Annotated in this window: 18 protein-coding genes; 6 read left to right on the top strand and 12 right to left on the bottom strand. The window is 33.9% G+C overall.

Annotated elements, in window-relative coordinates; all coding sequences use genetic code 11:
• Window positions 1-42: 42 nt before the first annotated feature.
• From kdpA to LJY17_RS04910, 6 genes are all read left to right on the top strand, one after another.
• Window positions 43-1,731, top strand: a complete 1,689-nt coding sequence (kdpA, locus tag LJY17_RS04935; protein WP_264542742.1) for a potassium-transporting ATPase subunit KdpA — start codon at window positions 43-45, stop codon at window positions 1,729-1,731.
• Window positions 1,732-1,797: 66 nt separating this feature from the next.
• Window positions 1,798-3,843: a potassium-transporting ATPase subunit KdpB gene (kdpB, locus tag LJY17_RS04930; protein ID WP_264542741.1), complete on the top strand. Its 2,046-nt coding sequence runs from the start codon at window positions 1,798-1,800 to the stop codon at window positions 3,841-3,843.
• 16 nt (window positions 3,844-3,859) lie between these two features.
• The gene (locus tag LJY17_RS04925) at window positions 3,860-4,420 is read left to right on the top strand and encodes a K(+)-transporting ATPase subunit C (RefSeq protein WP_264542740.1); all 561 of its coding nucleotides are present in this window, start codon (window positions 3,860-3,862) and stop codon (window positions 4,418-4,420) included.
• 1 nt (window position 4,421) lies between these two features.
• A complete protein-coding gene (locus tag LJY17_RS04920; protein ID WP_264542739.1) occupies window positions 4,422-5,507 on the top strand; it encodes a porin in 1,086 nt (361 codons plus the stop codon).
• 20 nt (window positions 5,508-5,527) lie between these two features.
• The gene (locus tag LJY17_RS04915) at window positions 5,528-6,655 is read left to right on the top strand and encodes a universal stress protein (RefSeq protein WP_264542738.1); all 1,128 of its coding nucleotides are present in this window, start codon (window positions 5,528-5,530) and stop codon (window positions 6,653-6,655) included.
• Between the two features lie 3 nt (window positions 6,656-6,658).
• Window positions 6,659-8,389 carry a cell wall metabolism sensor histidine kinase WalK gene (locus LJY17_RS04910; RefSeq protein WP_264542737.1) on the top strand — a complete coding sequence of 577 codons (1,731 nt, stop codon included), beginning with the start codon at window positions 6,659-6,661 and terminating at the stop codon, window positions 8,387-8,389.
• 155 nt (window positions 8,390-8,544) lie between these two features.
• On the opposite strand, the gene LJY17_RS04905 is transcribed toward LJY17_RS04910, so the two are convergent.
• The 12 genes from LJY17_RS04905 to LJY17_RS04850 form a co-directional block, all read right to left on the bottom strand.
• Entirely contained in the window at window positions 8,545-9,189 is a 645-nt protein-coding gene (locus tag LJY17_RS04905; protein WP_264542736.1) for a hypothetical protein, read from the bottom strand.
• Window positions 9,190-9,218: 29 nt separating this feature from the next.
• On the bottom strand, window positions 9,219-10,232 hold the full coding sequence (locus LJY17_RS04900; RefSeq protein WP_264542735.1) for a D-alanine--D-alanine ligase: 1,014 nt from the start codon (window positions 10,230-10,232) through the stop codon (window positions 9,219-9,221).
• The gene (locus tag LJY17_RS04895; protein WP_264542734.1) at window positions 10,232-10,942 is read right to left on the bottom strand and encodes an NRDE family protein; all 711 of its coding nucleotides are present in this window, start codon (window positions 10,940-10,942) and stop codon (window positions 10,232-10,234) included. Before LJY17_RS04895 ends, LJY17_RS04900 begins: the two co-directional genes overlap by 1 nt.
• Window positions 10,930-11,418: a DinB family protein gene (locus LJY17_RS04890; protein ID WP_264542733.1), complete on the bottom strand. Its 489-nt coding sequence runs from the start codon at window positions 11,416-11,418 to the stop codon at window positions 10,930-10,932. The genes LJY17_RS04895 and LJY17_RS04890 overlap by 13 nt, the downstream gene beginning before the upstream one ends.
• Window positions 11,419-11,817 (bottom strand): DoxX family protein, encoded by a 399-nt coding sequence (locus tag LJY17_RS04885; RefSeq protein ID WP_264542732.1) that lies wholly within the window; start codon window positions 11,815-11,817, stop codon window positions 11,419-11,421. It lies immediately after the preceding gene.
• Window positions 11,817-12,275, bottom strand: coding sequence for a YHS domain-containing (seleno)protein (locus LJY17_RS04880; protein ID WP_264542731.1), 459 nt, complete (start codon window positions 12,273-12,275; stop codon window positions 11,817-11,819). The genes LJY17_RS04885 and LJY17_RS04880 overlap by 1 nt, the downstream gene beginning before the upstream one ends.
• A 24-nt stretch (window positions 12,276-12,299) precedes the next feature.
• A complete protein-coding gene (locus tag LJY17_RS04875) occupies window positions 12,300-12,893 on the bottom strand; it encodes a peroxiredoxin-like family protein (RefSeq protein ID WP_264542730.1) in 594 nt (197 codons plus the stop codon).
• 80 nt (window positions 12,894-12,973) lie between these two features.
• Entirely contained in the window at window positions 12,974-13,654 is a 681-nt protein-coding gene (locus LJY17_RS04870) for a Crp/Fnr family transcriptional regulator (protein WP_264542729.1), read from the bottom strand.
• Window positions 13,655-13,840: 186 nt separating this feature from the next.
• The gene (locus LJY17_RS04865; protein WP_264542728.1) at window positions 13,841-14,527 is read right to left on the bottom strand and encodes a phosphatidylserine decarboxylase; all 687 of its coding nucleotides are present in this window, start codon (window positions 14,525-14,527) and stop codon (window positions 13,841-13,843) included.
• The gene (locus LJY17_RS04860) at window positions 14,502-15,230 is read right to left on the bottom strand and encodes a phophatidylserine decarboxylase associated domain-containing protein (protein ID WP_264542727.1); all 729 of its coding nucleotides are present in this window, start codon (window positions 15,228-15,230) and stop codon (window positions 14,502-14,504) included. The genes LJY17_RS04865 and LJY17_RS04860 overlap by 26 nt, the downstream gene beginning before the upstream one ends.
• Before the next feature lie 144 nt (window positions 15,231-15,374).
• Window positions 15,375-15,938, bottom strand: a complete 564-nt coding sequence (locus LJY17_RS04855) for a YdeI/OmpD-associated family protein (protein WP_264542726.1) — start codon at window positions 15,936-15,938, stop codon at window positions 15,375-15,377.
• Window positions 15,939-16,036: 98 nt separating this feature from the next.
• Window positions 16,037-16,558, bottom strand: coding sequence for a superoxide dismutase family protein (locus tag LJY17_RS04850; protein ID WP_264542725.1), 522 nt, complete (start codon window positions 16,556-16,558; stop codon window positions 16,037-16,039).
• Between the last annotated feature and the right edge of the window lie 82 nt (window positions 16,559-16,640).

Below are 16,640 nucleotides of genomic sequence, written 5' to 3'. Positions count from 1 at the left end.
ATACATCTGTTATGTGCTGGTAAAACCTAAGAAATTTTAATCATGAACACAGAAATTTTAGGAATTATTGCAATGTTTCTCATTACGTTGGGATTATCTATTCCGTTGGGAAAATACATTGCAAAAGTATATTCAGGACAAAAAACATTTTTAGATCCTGTTTTCAATCCAATTGAAGAATTATTTTATAAAATTAGCGGCATTGATGCTTCTAAAGAAATGAACTGGAAGCAACATATGATTGTTTTGCTAACCCTGAACATGATCTGGTTTTTACTAGTAATGCTAGTTTTAATGTGTCAGGGATGGCTTCCATTAAATCCAGACAACAACCCAAGCATGACTGCCGATTTAGCTTTTAACACTGCTATTTCTTTCATTGTTAATTGCAACCTGCAACACTATTCTGGGGAAACTGGTTTAAGTTATTTAGGACAATTGTTTTTAATGTTCTTACAGTTTGTTTCTGCTGGTATAGGATTAGCAGCCGCAGCAGTATTGTTTAATGCCTTAAAAGAAAGAACTACCGAAAAACTGGGTAATTTCTACAACTATTTTATTAAATCATGCACTCGTATTTTGTTGCCTGTTTCAGTAGTCGTAGCAGTTATTTTGTTATTCAATGGTACACCAATGACTTTTAAAGGAAAAGAAACAATAACAACACTTCAGGGAGATACTGTTCAGGTTTCTCAAGGCCCAGTTGCCGCTTTTACCGCTATCAAGCACGTAGGAACTAATGGAGGTGGCTTTTTCGGAGTCAACTCTGCACACCCTTTTGAAAATCCCAACTATTTTACCAATATGGTCGAAATGGTGGCACAAATGATAATACCTTTTGCGATGATTTTTGCTCTCGGTTTCTATTTGAACCGCCGCAAATTGTCGTGGATGATTTTTAGCGTGATGACCATTGGGTTTCTTGTTTTAACCGTTCCAACGGTAATTACAGAAATGAACGGTAATCCTGAGATTGCAAAAATGGGGATTGATATATCTAACGGAGCGACAGAAGGAAAGGAAGTGCGCTTTGGAGCTGCTGCTTCTGGATATTGGAGTATTGCTACAACCGTTATTTCAACTGGTTCTGTGAATTCAATGCACGATAGCGCCATGCCACTTTCGGGAATGAATCAATTGTTAGCCATGATGGTAAATTGTTTTTATGGTGGTTGTGGTGTTGGGATATTAAACTTCTACATTTTTATCATTCTTGCAGTTTTCATCAGCGGATTAATGGTAGGAAGGACACCTGAGTTTTTAGGAAAGAAAATTGAAGCCAGAGAAATGAAAATAGCCATGATTGTTGCTTTGCTGCATACCTTGCTGATTTTAGCAGGAACAGCACTTTCGACAGGATTCCCTGAATTGGGAGCAAGTACCTTAAACAACCCTGGGTTTCATGGTTTTAGTGAAATACTGTATGAGTTTACCTCTTCTTCAGCAAATAACGGAAGTGGATTTGAAGGTCTTGGAGACAATAATCCGTGGTGGAACATCACAACAGGAATTGTACTGATTTTATCAAGATTCTTACCCATTATAGGTCCAATCGCAATTGCAGGTATTTTGGCAAATAAAAAACATATTCCTGAGAGTGCTGGAACCTTAAAAACAGATACAGCAACTTTTGGACTGATGATTTTTTCTGTCATTGCTATCATTGCTGCTTTGTCTTTCTTTCCAGCTTTAGCTTTAGGTCCGATTGCTGAATATTTTTCAATGAAATAATATAAAAAATGAAATGAGCACTATGCGAATTCCATATGACCTATTGAAAAACAATAAAATTAACATATGAAAACTAAAAATAAATCATTGTTTCAGAAAGAGTTGGTTCTGGAAGCGTTAAAACAATCTTTTTTGAAGCTAAATCCTGCCACACTTTTTAGAAATCCAATCATGTTTACCGTAGAAATCGGTACAGCAGTAATGTTTTGTGTTTGCCTTTGGATTTTGTCTGGAGAACAGTCACAAGGCAGTTTCGCCTACAATTTTGCGATCTTTTTAATTCTGCTATTTACACTTTTGTTTGCCAATTTTGCTGAAGCAATAGCTGAAGCCAGAGGTAAAGCACAAGCAGACAGTTTAAGAAAAACCCGCGAAGAAACACCTGCAAAGAAAGTTCTTGAATTAGGTCAAATCTATTCTGATGATGTAGTGATGGTTTCCTCTTCTCAATTAAAAAAAGGAGATATGTTTTTTTGTGAAGCGGGAGATATTATACCAACAGATGGAGAAATTATAGAAGGATTAGCTACTATTGATGAAAGCGCCATTACGGGAGAAAGCGCACCTGTTATTCGTGAAGCTGGCGGAGATAAAAGTTCAGTCACAGGAGGTACAAAGGTATTAAGTGACAGAATAACTGTTAAAGTTACTACTGAACCTGGTGAAAGTTTTTTAGATAAAATGATTGCCTTGGTAGAAGGTGCTTCACGTCAAAAAACACCTAACGAAATTGCGCTGACAATTCTTTTGGCAGGATTCACTTTAGTATTCATAATCGTTTGTGTCACATTGAAACCTTTTGCAGATTATGCCAATATTCCAATCACAATTGCAGCGTTTATTTCATTATTCGTTTGTTTGATACCAACAACAATTGGAGGTCTCCTGTCTGCAATTGGTATAGCGGGAATGGACAGAGCTTTGCGTGCCAATGTAATCACAAAGTCGGGTAAAGCAGTGGAAACTGCAGGAGATATTGATGTTTTATTGTTAGATAAAACAGGAACAATTACGATCGGAAACAGAAAAGCGACTCACTTTTACCCCACAAATGGTGTTACTGAAAATGATTTTATTAAAGCTTGTGCGCTTTCTTCTTTAGCAGATGAAACTCCAGAAGGGAAATCAATTATTGAATTAGCGGGAAAAGATATTGTCAAAAAACTATCATTGGACGGAGCTACTTTAATAAAATTCACTGCTGAGACTAGAAGCAGCGGTGTTAATTTGTCGAACGGAACCAAAATAAGAAAAGGAGCGTTCGATGCTATCCGTAGCCTAAGCGAAAATGCAGGTTTTGCCTTTCCTAAAGAAACTGCTGATAAAGTAACCGAAATTTCAAGTAATGGAGGAACTCCATTGGTAGTTTCGGAAAACGAAAAAGTTTTGGGAGTGATAGAATTACAGGATATTATTAAGCCAGGTATTCAGGAGCGTTTCGAACGTTTGCGTAAAATGGGTGTAAAAACCGTGATGGTAACCGGAGATAATCCGTTAACCGCCAAATTTATAGCCGATAAAGCAGGTGTTGATGATTTCATCGCCGAAGCCAAACCGGAAGACAAAATGAATTACATCAAGAATGAACAGCAGTTGGGTAAACTCGTAGCCATGATGGGTGACGGTACTAATGATGCTCCTGCTTTAGCTCAGGCTGATGTTGGAGTTGCTATGAACAGTGGAACACAAGCGGCAAAAGAAGCCGGTAACATGGTAGATTTGGATAACGATCCAACCAAACTGATTGAAATTGTCGAAATAGGGAAACAATTGTTAATGACAAGAGGAACCTTAACCACCTTCAGTATTGCCAATGACGTAGCGAAATATTTTGCGATTATCCCAGCCCTTTTCATTGCAGCCATTCCTTCATTACAGGGATTGAATATTATGCATCTGCATAGTCCTGAAAGTGCTATTTTATCAGCAGTAATCTTTAACGCTATTGTTATACCATTCTTAATCCCTTTAGCTTTAAAAGGAGTAACCTACAAACCGATAGGAGCTTCGGCCTTATTGATAAGAAATCTATTGTGGTATGGATTGGGAGGTATTATTGTTCCATTTATCGGAATCAAAGCCATAGATGTTGTAGTGGCATTATTCATGTAAACCAAAATTTAATAAAATGAAAAAACATATTATATCTGGAGTTAAATTGACCGCATTATGTTTGGTTTTTTTCTCAGGAATTTACACGCTATTTATTTTAGGAATTGCCCAAATCACTCCAAACAAAGGGAAAGGTGAAATCGTTGAAGTAAACGGTAAAAAACAATATCTAAACATCGGACAATCCTTTACGGACACCAAATATTTTAATTCTCGTCCTTCAGCAGTAGCTTACAATGCTGCTGGTTCGGGAGGAAGTAATAAAGGCCCAAGCAATCCGGAATATTTAGCCGAAGTACAAAAAAGAATTGATACGTTCTTAATGCAAAATCCTGAGATTAAGAAAAGTGAGATTCCTGCTGATTTAGTAACAGCAAGCGGAAGTGGATTAGATCCGAACATTTCGATACAGGCGGCTGAAGTTCAGGTGAAACGAATCGCAAAAATCAGAAATATAGACGAACAAAAATTGGTACATTTAATCACTGAAAACACCGAAAAACCTGTAGCACGTGTTTTCGGTCCAGAAAAAATCAACGTACTTAAATTAAATATTGCCCTAGATAAGTTAAAATAAAATGAATACAAAAATCACGATAATTACAACGGCCTTGTTTTCATTAGGTTTACAAGCACAAACTGATTCAACAAAAACAATCAATCCCTTAAAAATAAGTGGTTATATTGAAACCTATTATGCTTATGACTTCGGACAACCTGAAAACAGCACACGTCCTGGTTTTATTTATTCTCACAACCGACACAATGAAGTTGCCTTAAATTTAGGTTTTATTAAGGCTGCTTATGAAAAAGATAACGTGAGAGCAAATTTGGCACTAATGGCCGGAACCTATAGTAATGCCAATTTAACGGCTGAAGAAGGTGTTTTAAAAAATATTTATGAAGCTAATGCCGGAGTAAAACTTTCGAAAACAAAAAACCTTTGGGTAGATGCCGGAATTTTTGCATCCCACATCGGTTTTGAAAGTGCCATCGGAAAAGATTGCTGGAATGTAACCAGAAGTATGCTGGCAGACAACTCCCCTTATTATGAAAGCGGAGTAAAACTATCTTATACATCTGATAGCGGAAAATGGTTTGTTAGCGGATTGGTTCTTAACGGTTGGCAACGTATCCAACGTGTGGACGGAAATAAAACCTTGGCTTTCGGACATCAGTTAACGTATAAACCAAATGAAAAAGTTACTTTAAACAGTAGTTCATTCATCGGAAATGACAAACCGAATGATTCAAAACAAATGCGCTATTTCCACAATCTGTACGGTCAATTTCAGTTAAATGAAAAATGGGGCGTAACTGCAGGTTTTGATATTGGTGCTGAACAAAAAACTAAAGGAAGTAAAAGTTACAACTGTTGGTACTCACCGGTTTTAATTGCAAAATATAAAGCGACTGATAAAATCAATATTGCAGCACGTGGTGAATATTATTCTGATGAAAACGCTGTAATCATTGCTACTGGAACGCCAAACGGTTTTCAAACTTTCGGTTATTCTGTAAATCTAGACTACAATATTTATAACAATGTGGTTTGGCGTATTGAAGGAAGGAATTTAAGCAGTAAAGATGAGGTGTTCAGTAAAAATGGAAATCCATCAGATCAAAATTTCGTTGCCGTAACAGCATTGGCTATTTCATTTTAACACAAGTAAAAAAGCGTATTTTGGAAAGTAATAGAGAAGATAACGTTCAGCACTTTCTCGATTTAATAAAAAAATCGCGCAGAGGGAAATTTAAAGTCTACATCGGGATGAGTGCTGGTGTAGGCAAAAGTTTCCGTATGCTTCAAGAGGCACATTCTTTACTGAAGAGCGGGATTGATATTAAAATTGGATTTATCGAAACTCACAACCGAAAAGAAACACATGATTTACTGGAAGGTTTACCAGTAATTCCTCGCAGAAAACTTTTCTACAAAGGCAAAGAATTGGAAGAAATGGACGTTCAGGCGATTATCAATTTGCGACCTGAAGTGGTTATTGTGGATGAATTAGCACACACCAACATTGAAGGCAGTAAAAATGAAAAACGCTGGCAGGATGTGATGGAAATACTCGAAGCGGGCATCAATGTAATTAGCGCTGTTAATATCCAACATATCGAGAGTTTAAATGAAGAAGTAAAATTTATTACTGGTGTTGAGGTAAAAGAACGCATACCAGACAGTGTACTGGCTCAGGCCGATGAAGTCGTAAATATCGATTTAACTTCTGATGAGCTGATAACACGTCTGAAAGAAGGTAAAATTTATCAGGCAGAAAAAATCGAAACGGCCTTGAAAAACTTTTTCAAGAGCGAACACATTCTGCAATTGCGGGAGTTGGCACTGAAAGAAGTAGCCAGTCAGGTAGAACGAAAGGTGGAAATAGAAGTTCCTAAGAATAAAGGGGTACGTCATGAGAAATTTTTAGCCTGTATCAGCAGTAACGAAAGCACTGCTAAAAAAGTGATCCGTAAAACGGCAAGACTTGCAAATTACTATAACAGCAAATGGTATGTTTTATATGTTCAATTACCTAATGAAAGTGTAGATAAAATCCCTCTTGACAAACAACGTCACCTTATTAATAATTTCAAACTGGCAACAGAATTGGGTGGCGAAGTTATTAAGGTTGAACATACAAAAATTGCGAAAGCTATAATAGAACTTGCCGAGCAGAAAAACATTACAACGGTTTGCATCGGAAAACCGCGAATGAACCTAATGAAGATTATTCTCTCAACGAATATTTTCAAGGAACTTTTAAATAAACTATCTTCGAGTGACATCGATTTAATCATTTTAAGTTAAAAAATGAGAATTAAAACAAAACTTACACTTGGCGTTGGATTGCTATTTTTTTTAATAGTACTACTTGTGGGATTAGCTGTTCGACAAGTGCATAAATTATCCAACGATACTGAGAACATACTGGTTGCCAACTACAATTCATTAGATTATTCCCGAAATATGCTCAAAGAGTTAGAAAAGATTGAAAAAGAAGGGAAATCGTTTAAAAAATTTGATAGCTTTTTACTATTACAATCTAAAAATATTACTGAAATAGGAGAAGATGAATTTACACAGAATCTTACCGATGATGTTACAATGTATAAAAAGCAAAGGACAAGTATTTTAGCCGGTAAAATTAGGAATGATATAAATGATATTATGAAGCTCAATATGGATGCTATTCAACGTAAAAGTAATATAGCTTCCAAGACTGCTCAAGATGCAATACTTTGGATATCTTTAACTGGTACTGCTTGTTTTATCATAGCCTTTACACTTCTTGTAAATTTACCTAGTAATATAGCTAATCCAATAAAGAATCTAACGGATAGTATTCGTCAGATTGCGGCTAAAAATTATCATCAGCGAGTACATTTTGAAGATCATAATGAGTTTGGTGATTTGGCTAAATCTTTTAACACCATGGCTGAAAAATTACAGGAATACAATGAAAGTAATTTGTCCAAACTCATGATGGAAAAAAAGCGTATTGAGACACTAATTAACAATATGCATGATCCAGTGATAGGGCTTGACGATAAAAATATTATCTTGTTTGTTAATGAACAAGCCTTAGCTATTTCAGGTTTAAAAGCAACAGATGTTATTGGGAAATCTGCTAAAGAAGTGGCACTTTCAAATGATTTGATACGCTCTCTATTGCAACATTTGGTTGGGAATCAATCTGAAAAAAAATCTGAAACTTTAAAGATTTATGCCGATAAAAAAGAAAGTTATTTTGAAAAACAGCTTGTACCTATCGGAATTATTCCTACCGGCGAGAAAGAGAAAATTCATATTGGCTCTTTTATCATACTCCGCAACGTGACGGCTTATAAAGAATTGGATGAAGCTAAAACTAATTTTATTGCCACAGTTTCCCACGAATTTAAAACACCGATTGCTTCTATGAAAATGAGTTTGCAGTTGTTGGAAAATGAAGGAATTGGTAAACTGAATCCAGAACAAAAAGAATTAGTTCATAGTATTTATGATGATGCTGACAGATTGCTAAAAACTACTGGGGAATTATTAAATATTACTCAAGTAGAATCTGGAAAATCTAAAATGAATATTGAATTTTGTGAAATAAAGCCAATCATTACGCAAGCTATTGAATCTACAAAAAACTTGGCAGAACAGAACAGAATTAAGCTAGAATTGCTGATTGAGGAAAATTTACCAGAAGTCCAAATTGACAAAGAAAAAACGGCTTGGGTGATTTCAAACTTAATTTCAAATGCAATCAGATATTCTTATGAGAATTCTTCAGTGAGAGTTGAAGTGAAAAAAACTTTTGATGTGGTGTCTATAAGTGTTATAGATAGTGGTCTTGGTATATCCTCTCAATATAAAGACAAAATCTTTGATAAATATTTTAGAGTCCCTGGAACAGATAAGGATGGCACAGGTCTGGGGCTGGCTATTAGTAAAGAGTTTATCGAGGCTCAGGGAGGCGTTATCTCTGTGGAAAGTGAATTAGGCTCAGGGAGTACTTTTTCAATCAGTTGTAGCACTAATAAGTTATTTTAAATTTGTTTGTACCTATGTACAAGTTGTGATATTTTTTTCGTGATAATTTAAATTATCACAAATTTTTTATCACAAGACTGTGATAATTTTTTTCATTTAGAAAAAAATATCACAAAAATCTATTTTTAGTATGTGTAGTAGGAGAGGGAATTATTTTAAATCTTTTCCACTTTTGTTAGTCTATTTTTAATCAAAACAAAAAATTGCCATATCGCCAAACCTATAAAAATAAACGGTATATACTTTTGAAATGAAAACTGGGTATAGCTTACCGTTTTATGTAACGCTATAATAAGGCATAGCATTCCTGTAAAAGTACCTATAACAGCACCAAAAGTGTACCATACCAATCCGTTTTGTTGTGGTGTAACATATTTTTCGTTAAGCATATAAACATTCCAACTGAGCCAAAAGGGTATTTGCGCAAAGTTGAGGCTACTTAATACGATACCTGTAAGTAAGGGATACTGAACAAAATTAAAAAAAGGAACCGTTGGATTAGTGGTTTCTTGTAGAGCAGTAGGTTTTGCTAAATAGGCAAGAAGCATTAAAAAGGTAATGCTAAATAACGAGATTTTGGTTTTTAAGTGGGGTTGTAACGCTATTTTTGAAGCCCCTTTTGCCGTATAATAAATCACCATACTTTCTATGACTACCACACCCAGCAAAAAGAGTAGTGTAGATACTAAACTCTCTCTTTGATAATATTGCAGGCCTATCAAATTCAAATACCCCAGTGGTATTGAACCTATGAAACTAATGGTAAAACCTACGGCAGTATTTTTAAGGTTAGGTATCATCTAGTACTCTTTTTTCTTTACTCTTTGTTCTAAATCTGCGTAATTATATTAAAATGTTCTTGATGTTTGCGGTATTCCTGCATTCCTTCTTTATGGTTGAGATAAGGAACTCCTTTAGTATGGTTTTGTTGGCTTATTTGAAACATATAGGTAATATGTCGGGCAATTTCCTTCCAGGCAAAAAAGATAGAATGGTTAGGGTCATAAATGTGTGTGGGTTCACTGGCAGAGCCGTTTAATTCTACAATCGAGAAATTTTTACCATTTTCTAACTCTTCCCACGAATTATACATTAAGTCCATTCGTCCATAATAAAAACCCTCAATTTGCTGACATATGGCATCGATAGTATCGGTTAGTTTTACACTTATTTTATGACTGGCATCGATGAATTTTGTACCTCGGCAATGGTTGCCAAAAGGAACTAGATTTAGTTGTTCACCTTCTGGTAAAATAGTATGTATTTTTTCCTTTAATTCGTTTTGGAGTACTGTTAATTGAAATTCGTATCGAGGATCTTGTTTAATTAGTTGTTCCAATGTGCTTTTACCATCACCAGTAACAATCATAAATTCTTTGGCCACTATACCTGTTATTCGCCCTTTTTGTTCATTAGGAAATCGAACATAAAAAATACCCACTTCGTTAGGATAGGGAATCAAATCTTGGATTAAATAATCAAAATTTACTTGGTTGTGATAGGTTTGAAGTTCTTTAAAATTATTAATTTTCTTTACTGCGGAACCTCTCAAACCAATATCCGGTTTTACGATAAAAGGAAATTTGAGATCCGTAATATCTAATTGTTCTTGGTGTACAACCAATCGGGTTTTAGGATAAAATTCCTGCGGAATTAAATCATATATATCCTTTTTACTTTCGTTAAAAAAGCCTCCATTTTTTATGGTTGGGTTAACAGCATTGAAAAAGAAAAGCGAACGAGACTTTACAGCATAATAAGCCCAAAGAAAATAAATAGGAATATATACCACCTGAAAAGGCCAGTATTCCCAATTAGTAAGTTTATGTAGAAAAAGTCTCATTATATAATTAAAAAGTTATTTTGGTGTATTTTGTTTTCCAATAAATCTTTGTGTGTAAATTGTATTTTGTTGTGATGAATTACCGTTTGTGTAATGCTTAACGTTACTAATTTGTTGTTTCGGTTAATGATAAGACCGTATTTAGGATCATCATCTTTTGTATGTTCATGAAAATGAGACATGTCTACAGGTAATATCACTGTTTTAGATTGTGTGAACTCATTAAATAGCGTTTCTCTTTCTTTTCGTATTTCTAAAGGATACAAGGTGGAAGATGACCAAATGTATTTTCCTTTTGCATCTAATTCGATGATTTGTTTTGTAATCCCATCCCATCTACATTGAAACAATTTTTTTTCGAAATAGACCACTAGTGTAAAAGGTTCAATGTTATTTAAATCGATTGTGTTCCATTGTACAATACAATTGGAACTATCAAAAATCTCTAAAAGAATTAACCCACGGCTTTTACGATAATTATTTTGTAACTCATGCTTTTCGCTAGCCCCATTTAATAAAACGATAACATTACCATAATCATCTAACACATACCAAGTTCCACCAGCTTTGGCATCCTTAGGAAAATACATTTTCTTGTAATTTCCTAAATAGGTTTTGGGGTTAATGGCTTTAGGGCGTGCCACTTTTTCATCTCTATTGGATGTTATAATGATTGTATCGTTGCTATAAACAAAACTTACTGTGCACATGCTTTACGAAATTCTAAAGTTGATGGTGCAACACCAAATGTTTCATTAATAGTAATGTTATTAAAAGATAGCAACCCTACTTTTATCAAGGCTTGATGATGAATACAGTGTTCTAAATTGTATAAAATCTCTCTGAAGTAATTAGTTTCGATCAACGTGACAGAATTCGAAATACAATGTTTCATGGTTAGTTTTTTGTCCTCTTTTTCAACGTTTTTAATAATATTATCTATTGTGATTAAAGCAATGTTTTTGTTTTCTTGGATTGTTTTATTTCGCTCCCTGTCATCATAATTTAAAACTCCAGTATGGTAGGCAGTTAGTACGGCTTGGTACAATTCAATGATGTGACGAGTATGTTCTCCAATAGTTGCATTGCTTAGGCTGAGAATAGGTGCTGAAAAAGTTTCATTGTTTAATTGATTTAGTACATCCTTTAACTCAATAAGAGAGTTTTTGATTGAAGAAAAGTCCATTTAGTTTATTTGTTTAATTGTTTTTAAATCATTTATAAAATCATTTTTGTATCGAAATACTAAGTAGCTACTTATAAAAAAACAAACACAGGCTAATAAGAATAAGGTTCCTCCATCATTCATAATTTCAATACCTAAAATGGTTAGATGAGATACTATTGCACCTAACATGGTTCCTAAAACGGCCAAAGAAGCGTAAAACTGTGTCTTTCTGAAAAATAACAAAAAAGATGCAAACAATTCAATTATTCCTGAGCCTATTCTACCATAAGGTTCAGCATTTAATTTTGAGAATATGTAAACCGATTCTGAGCTTGCTGTAAATTTGAAAAATAGTGTCTGAAGCAAAATAATTGCCAATGCAATTTTTAATATAAGTTGTAAGTTTATTATTTTCATTAGTTAATTATTTTTTTCCAGTTGGTGTCTGCTTTTGACTTAAGATTTTTTTCATCTTTATTCCATGATTTTAAGGTGTTATTGAAGAAAGCGTTATAAAAAAGATATAACTTACCATCTACGATTTTAAAAGTCTCAGGATTTATTTCTACTTTCTCCCCAACACTTCCCATGGCATAAGCACACCAACCACCATATTGAGGCTCATATTTTTGAGGTGTTTTTTGAAAATCATCTATATTTTCTTTAGTTGTAAAGTGATATGTAGCACCTTCAAATACATAACTAAATTCTTTTTTCCCTTTAAGTGCTTTGTTCATTTTAAAATATGCAACTGGATCATAACCTTGAATAGCTAATGAAGATTCAAGATTAAATTGTTTGGTTCGCTTTGAGTTATTTTGACCAAAACTGATTATGCTAAATAATACTAAGAGTGTAAAAAATAGATTTTTCATAATATGGTTTAAATTTTAATTAATTCAATTTACATTCTTTAAAGCTGCCAATAATAATTGCTCTGATATACGATGTTTGTAGTCAGGAGCGATGTACTCAAATACTATTTTATTACTCTCATTTATCACATATACGGAAGGAACGGGTAAAAAGTTTTTATTTATTTTATTTGAGCCTTTATTAATTATTGGTTTGTAAATAAGTGGAGCTTCAAAAGTGATTCCTAAAGCTGTTAGAAAATCTCCTTTACTGTCTGAAAGTAGGGTGTAGTTTAAATGATCTTTGTCTAATGTTTTTGATAATGAACTAGGGGAATCTGGGCTAATTGCCAGTATTTGATATCCTAAATTTAGAATTTCACTTTCTATAGTGGCTACATTTTTTAAATGTTGATTGCAATAAGGACACCAACCACCTCTATAAACTATTAGAACAGTCTTTTTTTTGTTGGTTAAATCATGTATTGATACCAATGTACTGTCTGTTTTTTGAACAGTTGCTTTGGGTAATTCGGCTCCAATTAATAATGGTGAAATTTCTTCTGCAGAGTTGGCTACCTTCTTTTGAGCGATTGTAAGAATTGGAATAAGTAATAAAAATAAAAATACATTTTTCATAAGGTTTTTTTTTAATTATATTGTAAAAGTAGCCTGACCGAAAAATGTATTTTGTAATGCTGATTACAAATAGGTGAAATTTATTTCAGAAGATTGATATTTGGAATGACTATTTCTTTTCTGTTGTATTGTATAAGTCCTTCTTCTTCTAACTCAATAATTAATTTAGTAGCAGTGGGTCTTGAAGTGCAAATTATTTGAGCTATATCGTTTTGGGTTAAATAATTGTCTATAGCAATTGAAGTTTCAGAATCTTTAGTATCTCTAGTTGCCCAATCGTATAAAAATGTTTTTAGTCTTGTTTTAGCATCCTTTGAAATTAAATTGGTGTAATTGTTTCTTACTCTTTTTAATTTCAATCCTACAAATTTGGTATAACTTAAAGCAAGGTTGGGATACTTAAGCATTAAATTTTCAAAATCAGAAAGTAAAAAGCTACAAATAGACACTTCATTTGTTAGCGCCATGGCAAATTCGTTTGAACTTTTATCTTGTTCAAGAGTTAATTCACCAAATAAATCACCCTTTTGAATAATGTCTTTAATTGTTTCTTCACCGTTTTCATCTACTGAAACAATTTTTATATTTCCTTTTTTTAGTAAAAAGACTCTTGGTGTTTCAGAGTCAGAAAAATATATTATTTCCCCTTTTTTAGCTTGTTTAAAACCAATAATCATGCACAATTGTTTGAGTTGCGACATGCTTAATGTTCTAAATAGTTTATGGTCTCTTAAATACCAATATTTTAGTTCTTCATACATTTTGAAAGAAATTCATTTTGAATTAAAAGTAGGAAAAAGGTTTGTATAATATTTCTGATTAACAATTTTTTATTAGATAAGGTTGACAAAATAATAAAAATGAAATAGTTATAAAATAAGATGTCCTAAAAGTTAGATTCAAATGGTAACTTTTAGGACATACTCAAAAAGTAATATTCTCAGATTTTATGAAATTACTCTAGCAATTTGTGTATTGACACGAATATTATTTGCTGCATCTAGGCCTGGAGTTTCCCCATAGGTATTGAATTCTAAGTTTACGCCAGGTTGGAAAATCAAACAATGCGTTGAACCTCCAAAATGGAACATTCCTAGCTGGTCTCCTTTTTTTACTTTATCACCAGTTTTTACTGTGATTTCACAACTAGAGACCTCGGCCATACCCACAGGCATTACACACATTAAACCTATAGCTGGATTATCTGCCTGAATAAAAATTAAGGCTCTGGTTGCCACAGCTGTCAAAAAAGCTTGTGAATTATTGGGAGCTGCTGCATCTGGACCGTCAGGATTAAAGAAACCTTGTCCTAAATTTTCAAGATAATACGTTCCATTTACTACATACGCTTTAACGATCGTACCGTTTACAGGACTATGCCAACGGTGGAAGCTTAAGGCACTAAGAAAGGCTTGATACACAGTTCCTCCTTTGAATTGAGGAGTGAATTCGTCAAAATTTAGCATGTTTTCCAATGAGTAAGGTTGGCCTTTTAACCAAAATTGATCTGATAATGCTACATTTTTTACAATTTGTAATGGAGCCGATTCACATGCGTTCGTTATGATGGCATCATTATCAGGTTCGGTTATAGGACGTACTTGTGCTTTAAAAGTTCTGGTAAAAAAAGTCATCCCAGCTTTTGTAACCATAATACAAATCCGAAGGATCACAGTTAAAGATATCTGCAAAAGTTGCATTAGGAGAAATAGGATTAGGCTCCATACCTAGAGATGATTCTGCTACTTGAACCATTTCTTGCTGAGCGGTTTCACTTAACCAAGCAATGACATCTTCTGAAAGATCATTTTCTATTAATACATATCTTGAATCCTCAGTCACTAAAAATTTAGACCAATATGCTAAGATTTTTTTAAGTTGTTGATTTACTAATGCATTTGAAAATACATCATAACCAAAAGTGGTTGCCATAGGCCATGCTAACAAAGCATTAATAGGGAAACCAATCATACCAGCCGGAGATTGATTGCCAGGAACTCCGGTTTGATAAGCTTCAGGAGCAGTGTACATGATTGCATTTAATAACTGAATAAAGTCTTCAAAGTTAGTAGGCTCTGCTTCCCAAATCAGAGGTGTTCTTTTTTTTAAATAGTGCGCTTCCGAAAACATTCCCTGCATATTAGCATACAGAACAGGATCTGAATAGACCATTTGTTGAAATTCTGCAATTTCAGGGATGAACGGTTGTGGATTTTCGGCCACTGATTTTTTTAGTTTTTTGATCCAAAACTCCACTGCTTGTGGATTTTTTGGCAACCAATGACCAAGGCCTTGGTTTTTGGAATAATGAATTCCTAGTGTGTCAGTATTATGCATAGTTAGTTTGTTTTTGGTGCCAATTTTAATTTTGACACAGATTTATTTGTACTAATTTACGTATTAATTTTTTTTATGACACAGTAATTTGATTTTTAAGTTTTTAGTTTGTGAATTTTAGAAGGTTTTATTTAATTGAAAGCCTTATCGTTGTTTGATGTTTTTTTCACACAAATCAATAATTGTTTCTATGCGTATTTTTCTGGTTTCTTCCCTTTTTGCTTGGTTAAGCCAATACAAGTAACTTTTACGATAGGAAGGGCTAAAGTTTAAGTAGTTTTTATGGGCTAAATTGTTTTTATGAAATGCTTGTAGTAAATCGTCAGGAAGTTCGTGATTCTCTACATTATCTAAAGATGTCCAAGAACCATTTTGTTTGGCGATTTCGATTTTACGTAAGCCGCTTTCATGCATCAAGTTTTCGGCAATGAGTTTTTCGATATAGGTTTTGTTGAGTTTACTCCAAACACTTTTATCTTTTCGAGGGCCAAAAGATTGTTTACGCTTTTCATCATCTATTTTACGAACGGTTGAATCAATCCATCCATAACAAAGTGCTACCTGAACTGCTTCTTCCCAACGCATGCTTTCATATTCTGAATCTACACGGTAAAAAATTAATTCGACTCCAATACAGCTTAAATGATTTTCGTGTAACCATTCTCGCCATTCTTGGGCATTTTTGAAATAGAGGAGGGGTTTGGTCATTTTTTTGAAAATATATAAGGCATATAAAAAATATATAAGGCATATAAGAAATATATTTTTTATACCTGACAGGTTTTTTAAACCTGTCAGGTATAAAATTACTTTATTATTCCTGCACACGCCACTCTTCCACCAGCATTTCCAGTTGGTTGCGTTGTAAAATCGTCTGTACCTTTATGAACAATTAGTCCTTTGCCTATAATATCTTTAGTTGCATCGCCACAACCAATACACCATTCATTTGTTGAGAATTTAATAGTTCCGTTACCGTTAGCATCTGCCGTAAAGTTGCCAATATCCCCTTTATGGTATTCAGCAGAACCCCATTTTCCGTGTTTTTTGAACGTTGGGTTCCAATGTCCTCCTGCGCTTGATGCATCTGGAGCAGAACAATCTGCTTTTTCATGTATATGAATTGCGTGTTCTCCAGGAGTTAGTCCTTTCATATTTGCTTCAAAAGTTACTACACCACCTTTTTCTACAAAGGTTGCAGATCCTGATACTTGAGTGTCGCTTTTAGGTTGAAGCATTACTACAATTTCGTTTTTACCTCCTGAAGCTGTTTTACAAGCAAAAATAGTAGCACCAGTTAGTATGGTAAGAATGATTATTTTTTTCATGATATAAAGTTTATCAAGTAAAGTTACATAAAATACTTTGTAAAGAAAAAAGCCACAGTAGAATTAACTACCGTGACTTTTT

This window comes from Flavobacterium hankyongi (genome assembly GCF_036840915.1).
GTDB lineage: Bacteria > Bacteroidota > Bacteroidia > Flavobacteriales > Flavobacteriaceae > Flavobacterium > Flavobacterium hankyongi.
This window is presented reverse-complemented; position numbering and strand designations above follow the sequence as displayed.

Excerpts from the sequence above, each read along its gene's own strand:
- LJY17_RS04865 (WP_264542728.1), bottom strand. The coding sequence starts at position 14,527 with ATGACTTTTTTTACCAGAACTTTTAAAGCACAAGTACGTCCTATAACC.
- LJY17_RS04885 (WP_264542732.1), bottom strand. The coding sequence starts at position 11,817 with ATGAAAATAATAAACTTACAACTTATATTAAAAATTGCATTGGCAATT.
- kdpA (WP_264542742.1), top strand. The coding sequence starts at position 43 with ATGAACACAGAAATTTTAGGAATTATTGCAATGTTTCTCATTACGTTG.
- LJY17_RS04875 (WP_264542730.1), bottom strand. The coding sequence starts at position 12,893 with ATGAAAAATGTATTTTTATTTTTATTACTTATTCCAATTCTTACAATC.
- LJY17_RS04925 (WP_264542740.1), top strand. The coding sequence starts at position 3,860 with ATGAAAAAACATATTATATCTGGAGTTAAATTGACCGCATTATGTTTG.
- LJY17_RS04905 (WP_264542736.1), bottom strand. The coding sequence starts at position 9,189 with ATGATACCTAACCTTAAAAATACTGCCGTAGGTTTTACCATTAGTTTC.
- LJY17_RS04870 (WP_264542729.1), bottom strand. The coding sequence starts at position 13,654 with ATGTATGAAGAACTAAAATATTGGTATTTAAGAGACCATAAACTATTT.
- LJY17_RS04890 (WP_264542733.1), bottom strand. The coding sequence starts at position 11,418 with ATGGACTTTTCTTCAATCAAAAACTCTCTTATTGAGTTAAAGGATGTA.
- LJY17_RS04920 (WP_264542739.1), top strand. The coding sequence starts at position 4,422 with ATGAATACAAAAATCACGATAATTACAACGGCCTTGTTTTCATTAGGT.
- LJY17_RS04910 (WP_264542737.1), top strand. The coding sequence starts at position 6,659 with ATGAGAATTAAAACAAAACTTACACTTGGCGTTGGATTGCTATTTTTT.
- LJY17_RS04855 (WP_264542726.1), bottom strand. The coding sequence starts at position 15,938 with ATGACCAAACCCCTCCTCTATTTCAAAAATGCCCAAGAATGGCGAGAA.
- LJY17_RS04900 (WP_264542735.1), bottom strand. The coding sequence starts at position 10,232 with ATGAGACTTTTTCTACATAAACTTACTAATTGGGAATACTGGCCTTTT.
- kdpB (WP_264542741.1), top strand. The coding sequence starts at position 1,798 with ATGAAAACTAAAAATAAATCATTGTTTCAGAAAGAGTTGGTTCTGGAA.
- LJY17_RS04895 (WP_264542734.1), bottom strand. The coding sequence starts at position 10,942 with ATGTGCACAGTAAGTTTTGTTTATAGCAACGATACAATCATTATAACA.
- LJY17_RS04860 (WP_264542727.1), bottom strand. The coding sequence starts at position 15,230 with ATGCATAATACTGACACACTAGGAATTCATTATTCCAAAAACCAAGGC.
- LJY17_RS04850 (WP_264542725.1), bottom strand. The coding sequence starts at position 16,558 with ATGAAAAAAATAATCATTCTTACCATACTAACTGGTGCTACTATTTTT.
- LJY17_RS04880 (WP_264542731.1), bottom strand. The coding sequence starts at position 12,275 with ATGAAAAATCTATTTTTTACACTCTTAGTATTATTTAGCATAATCAGT.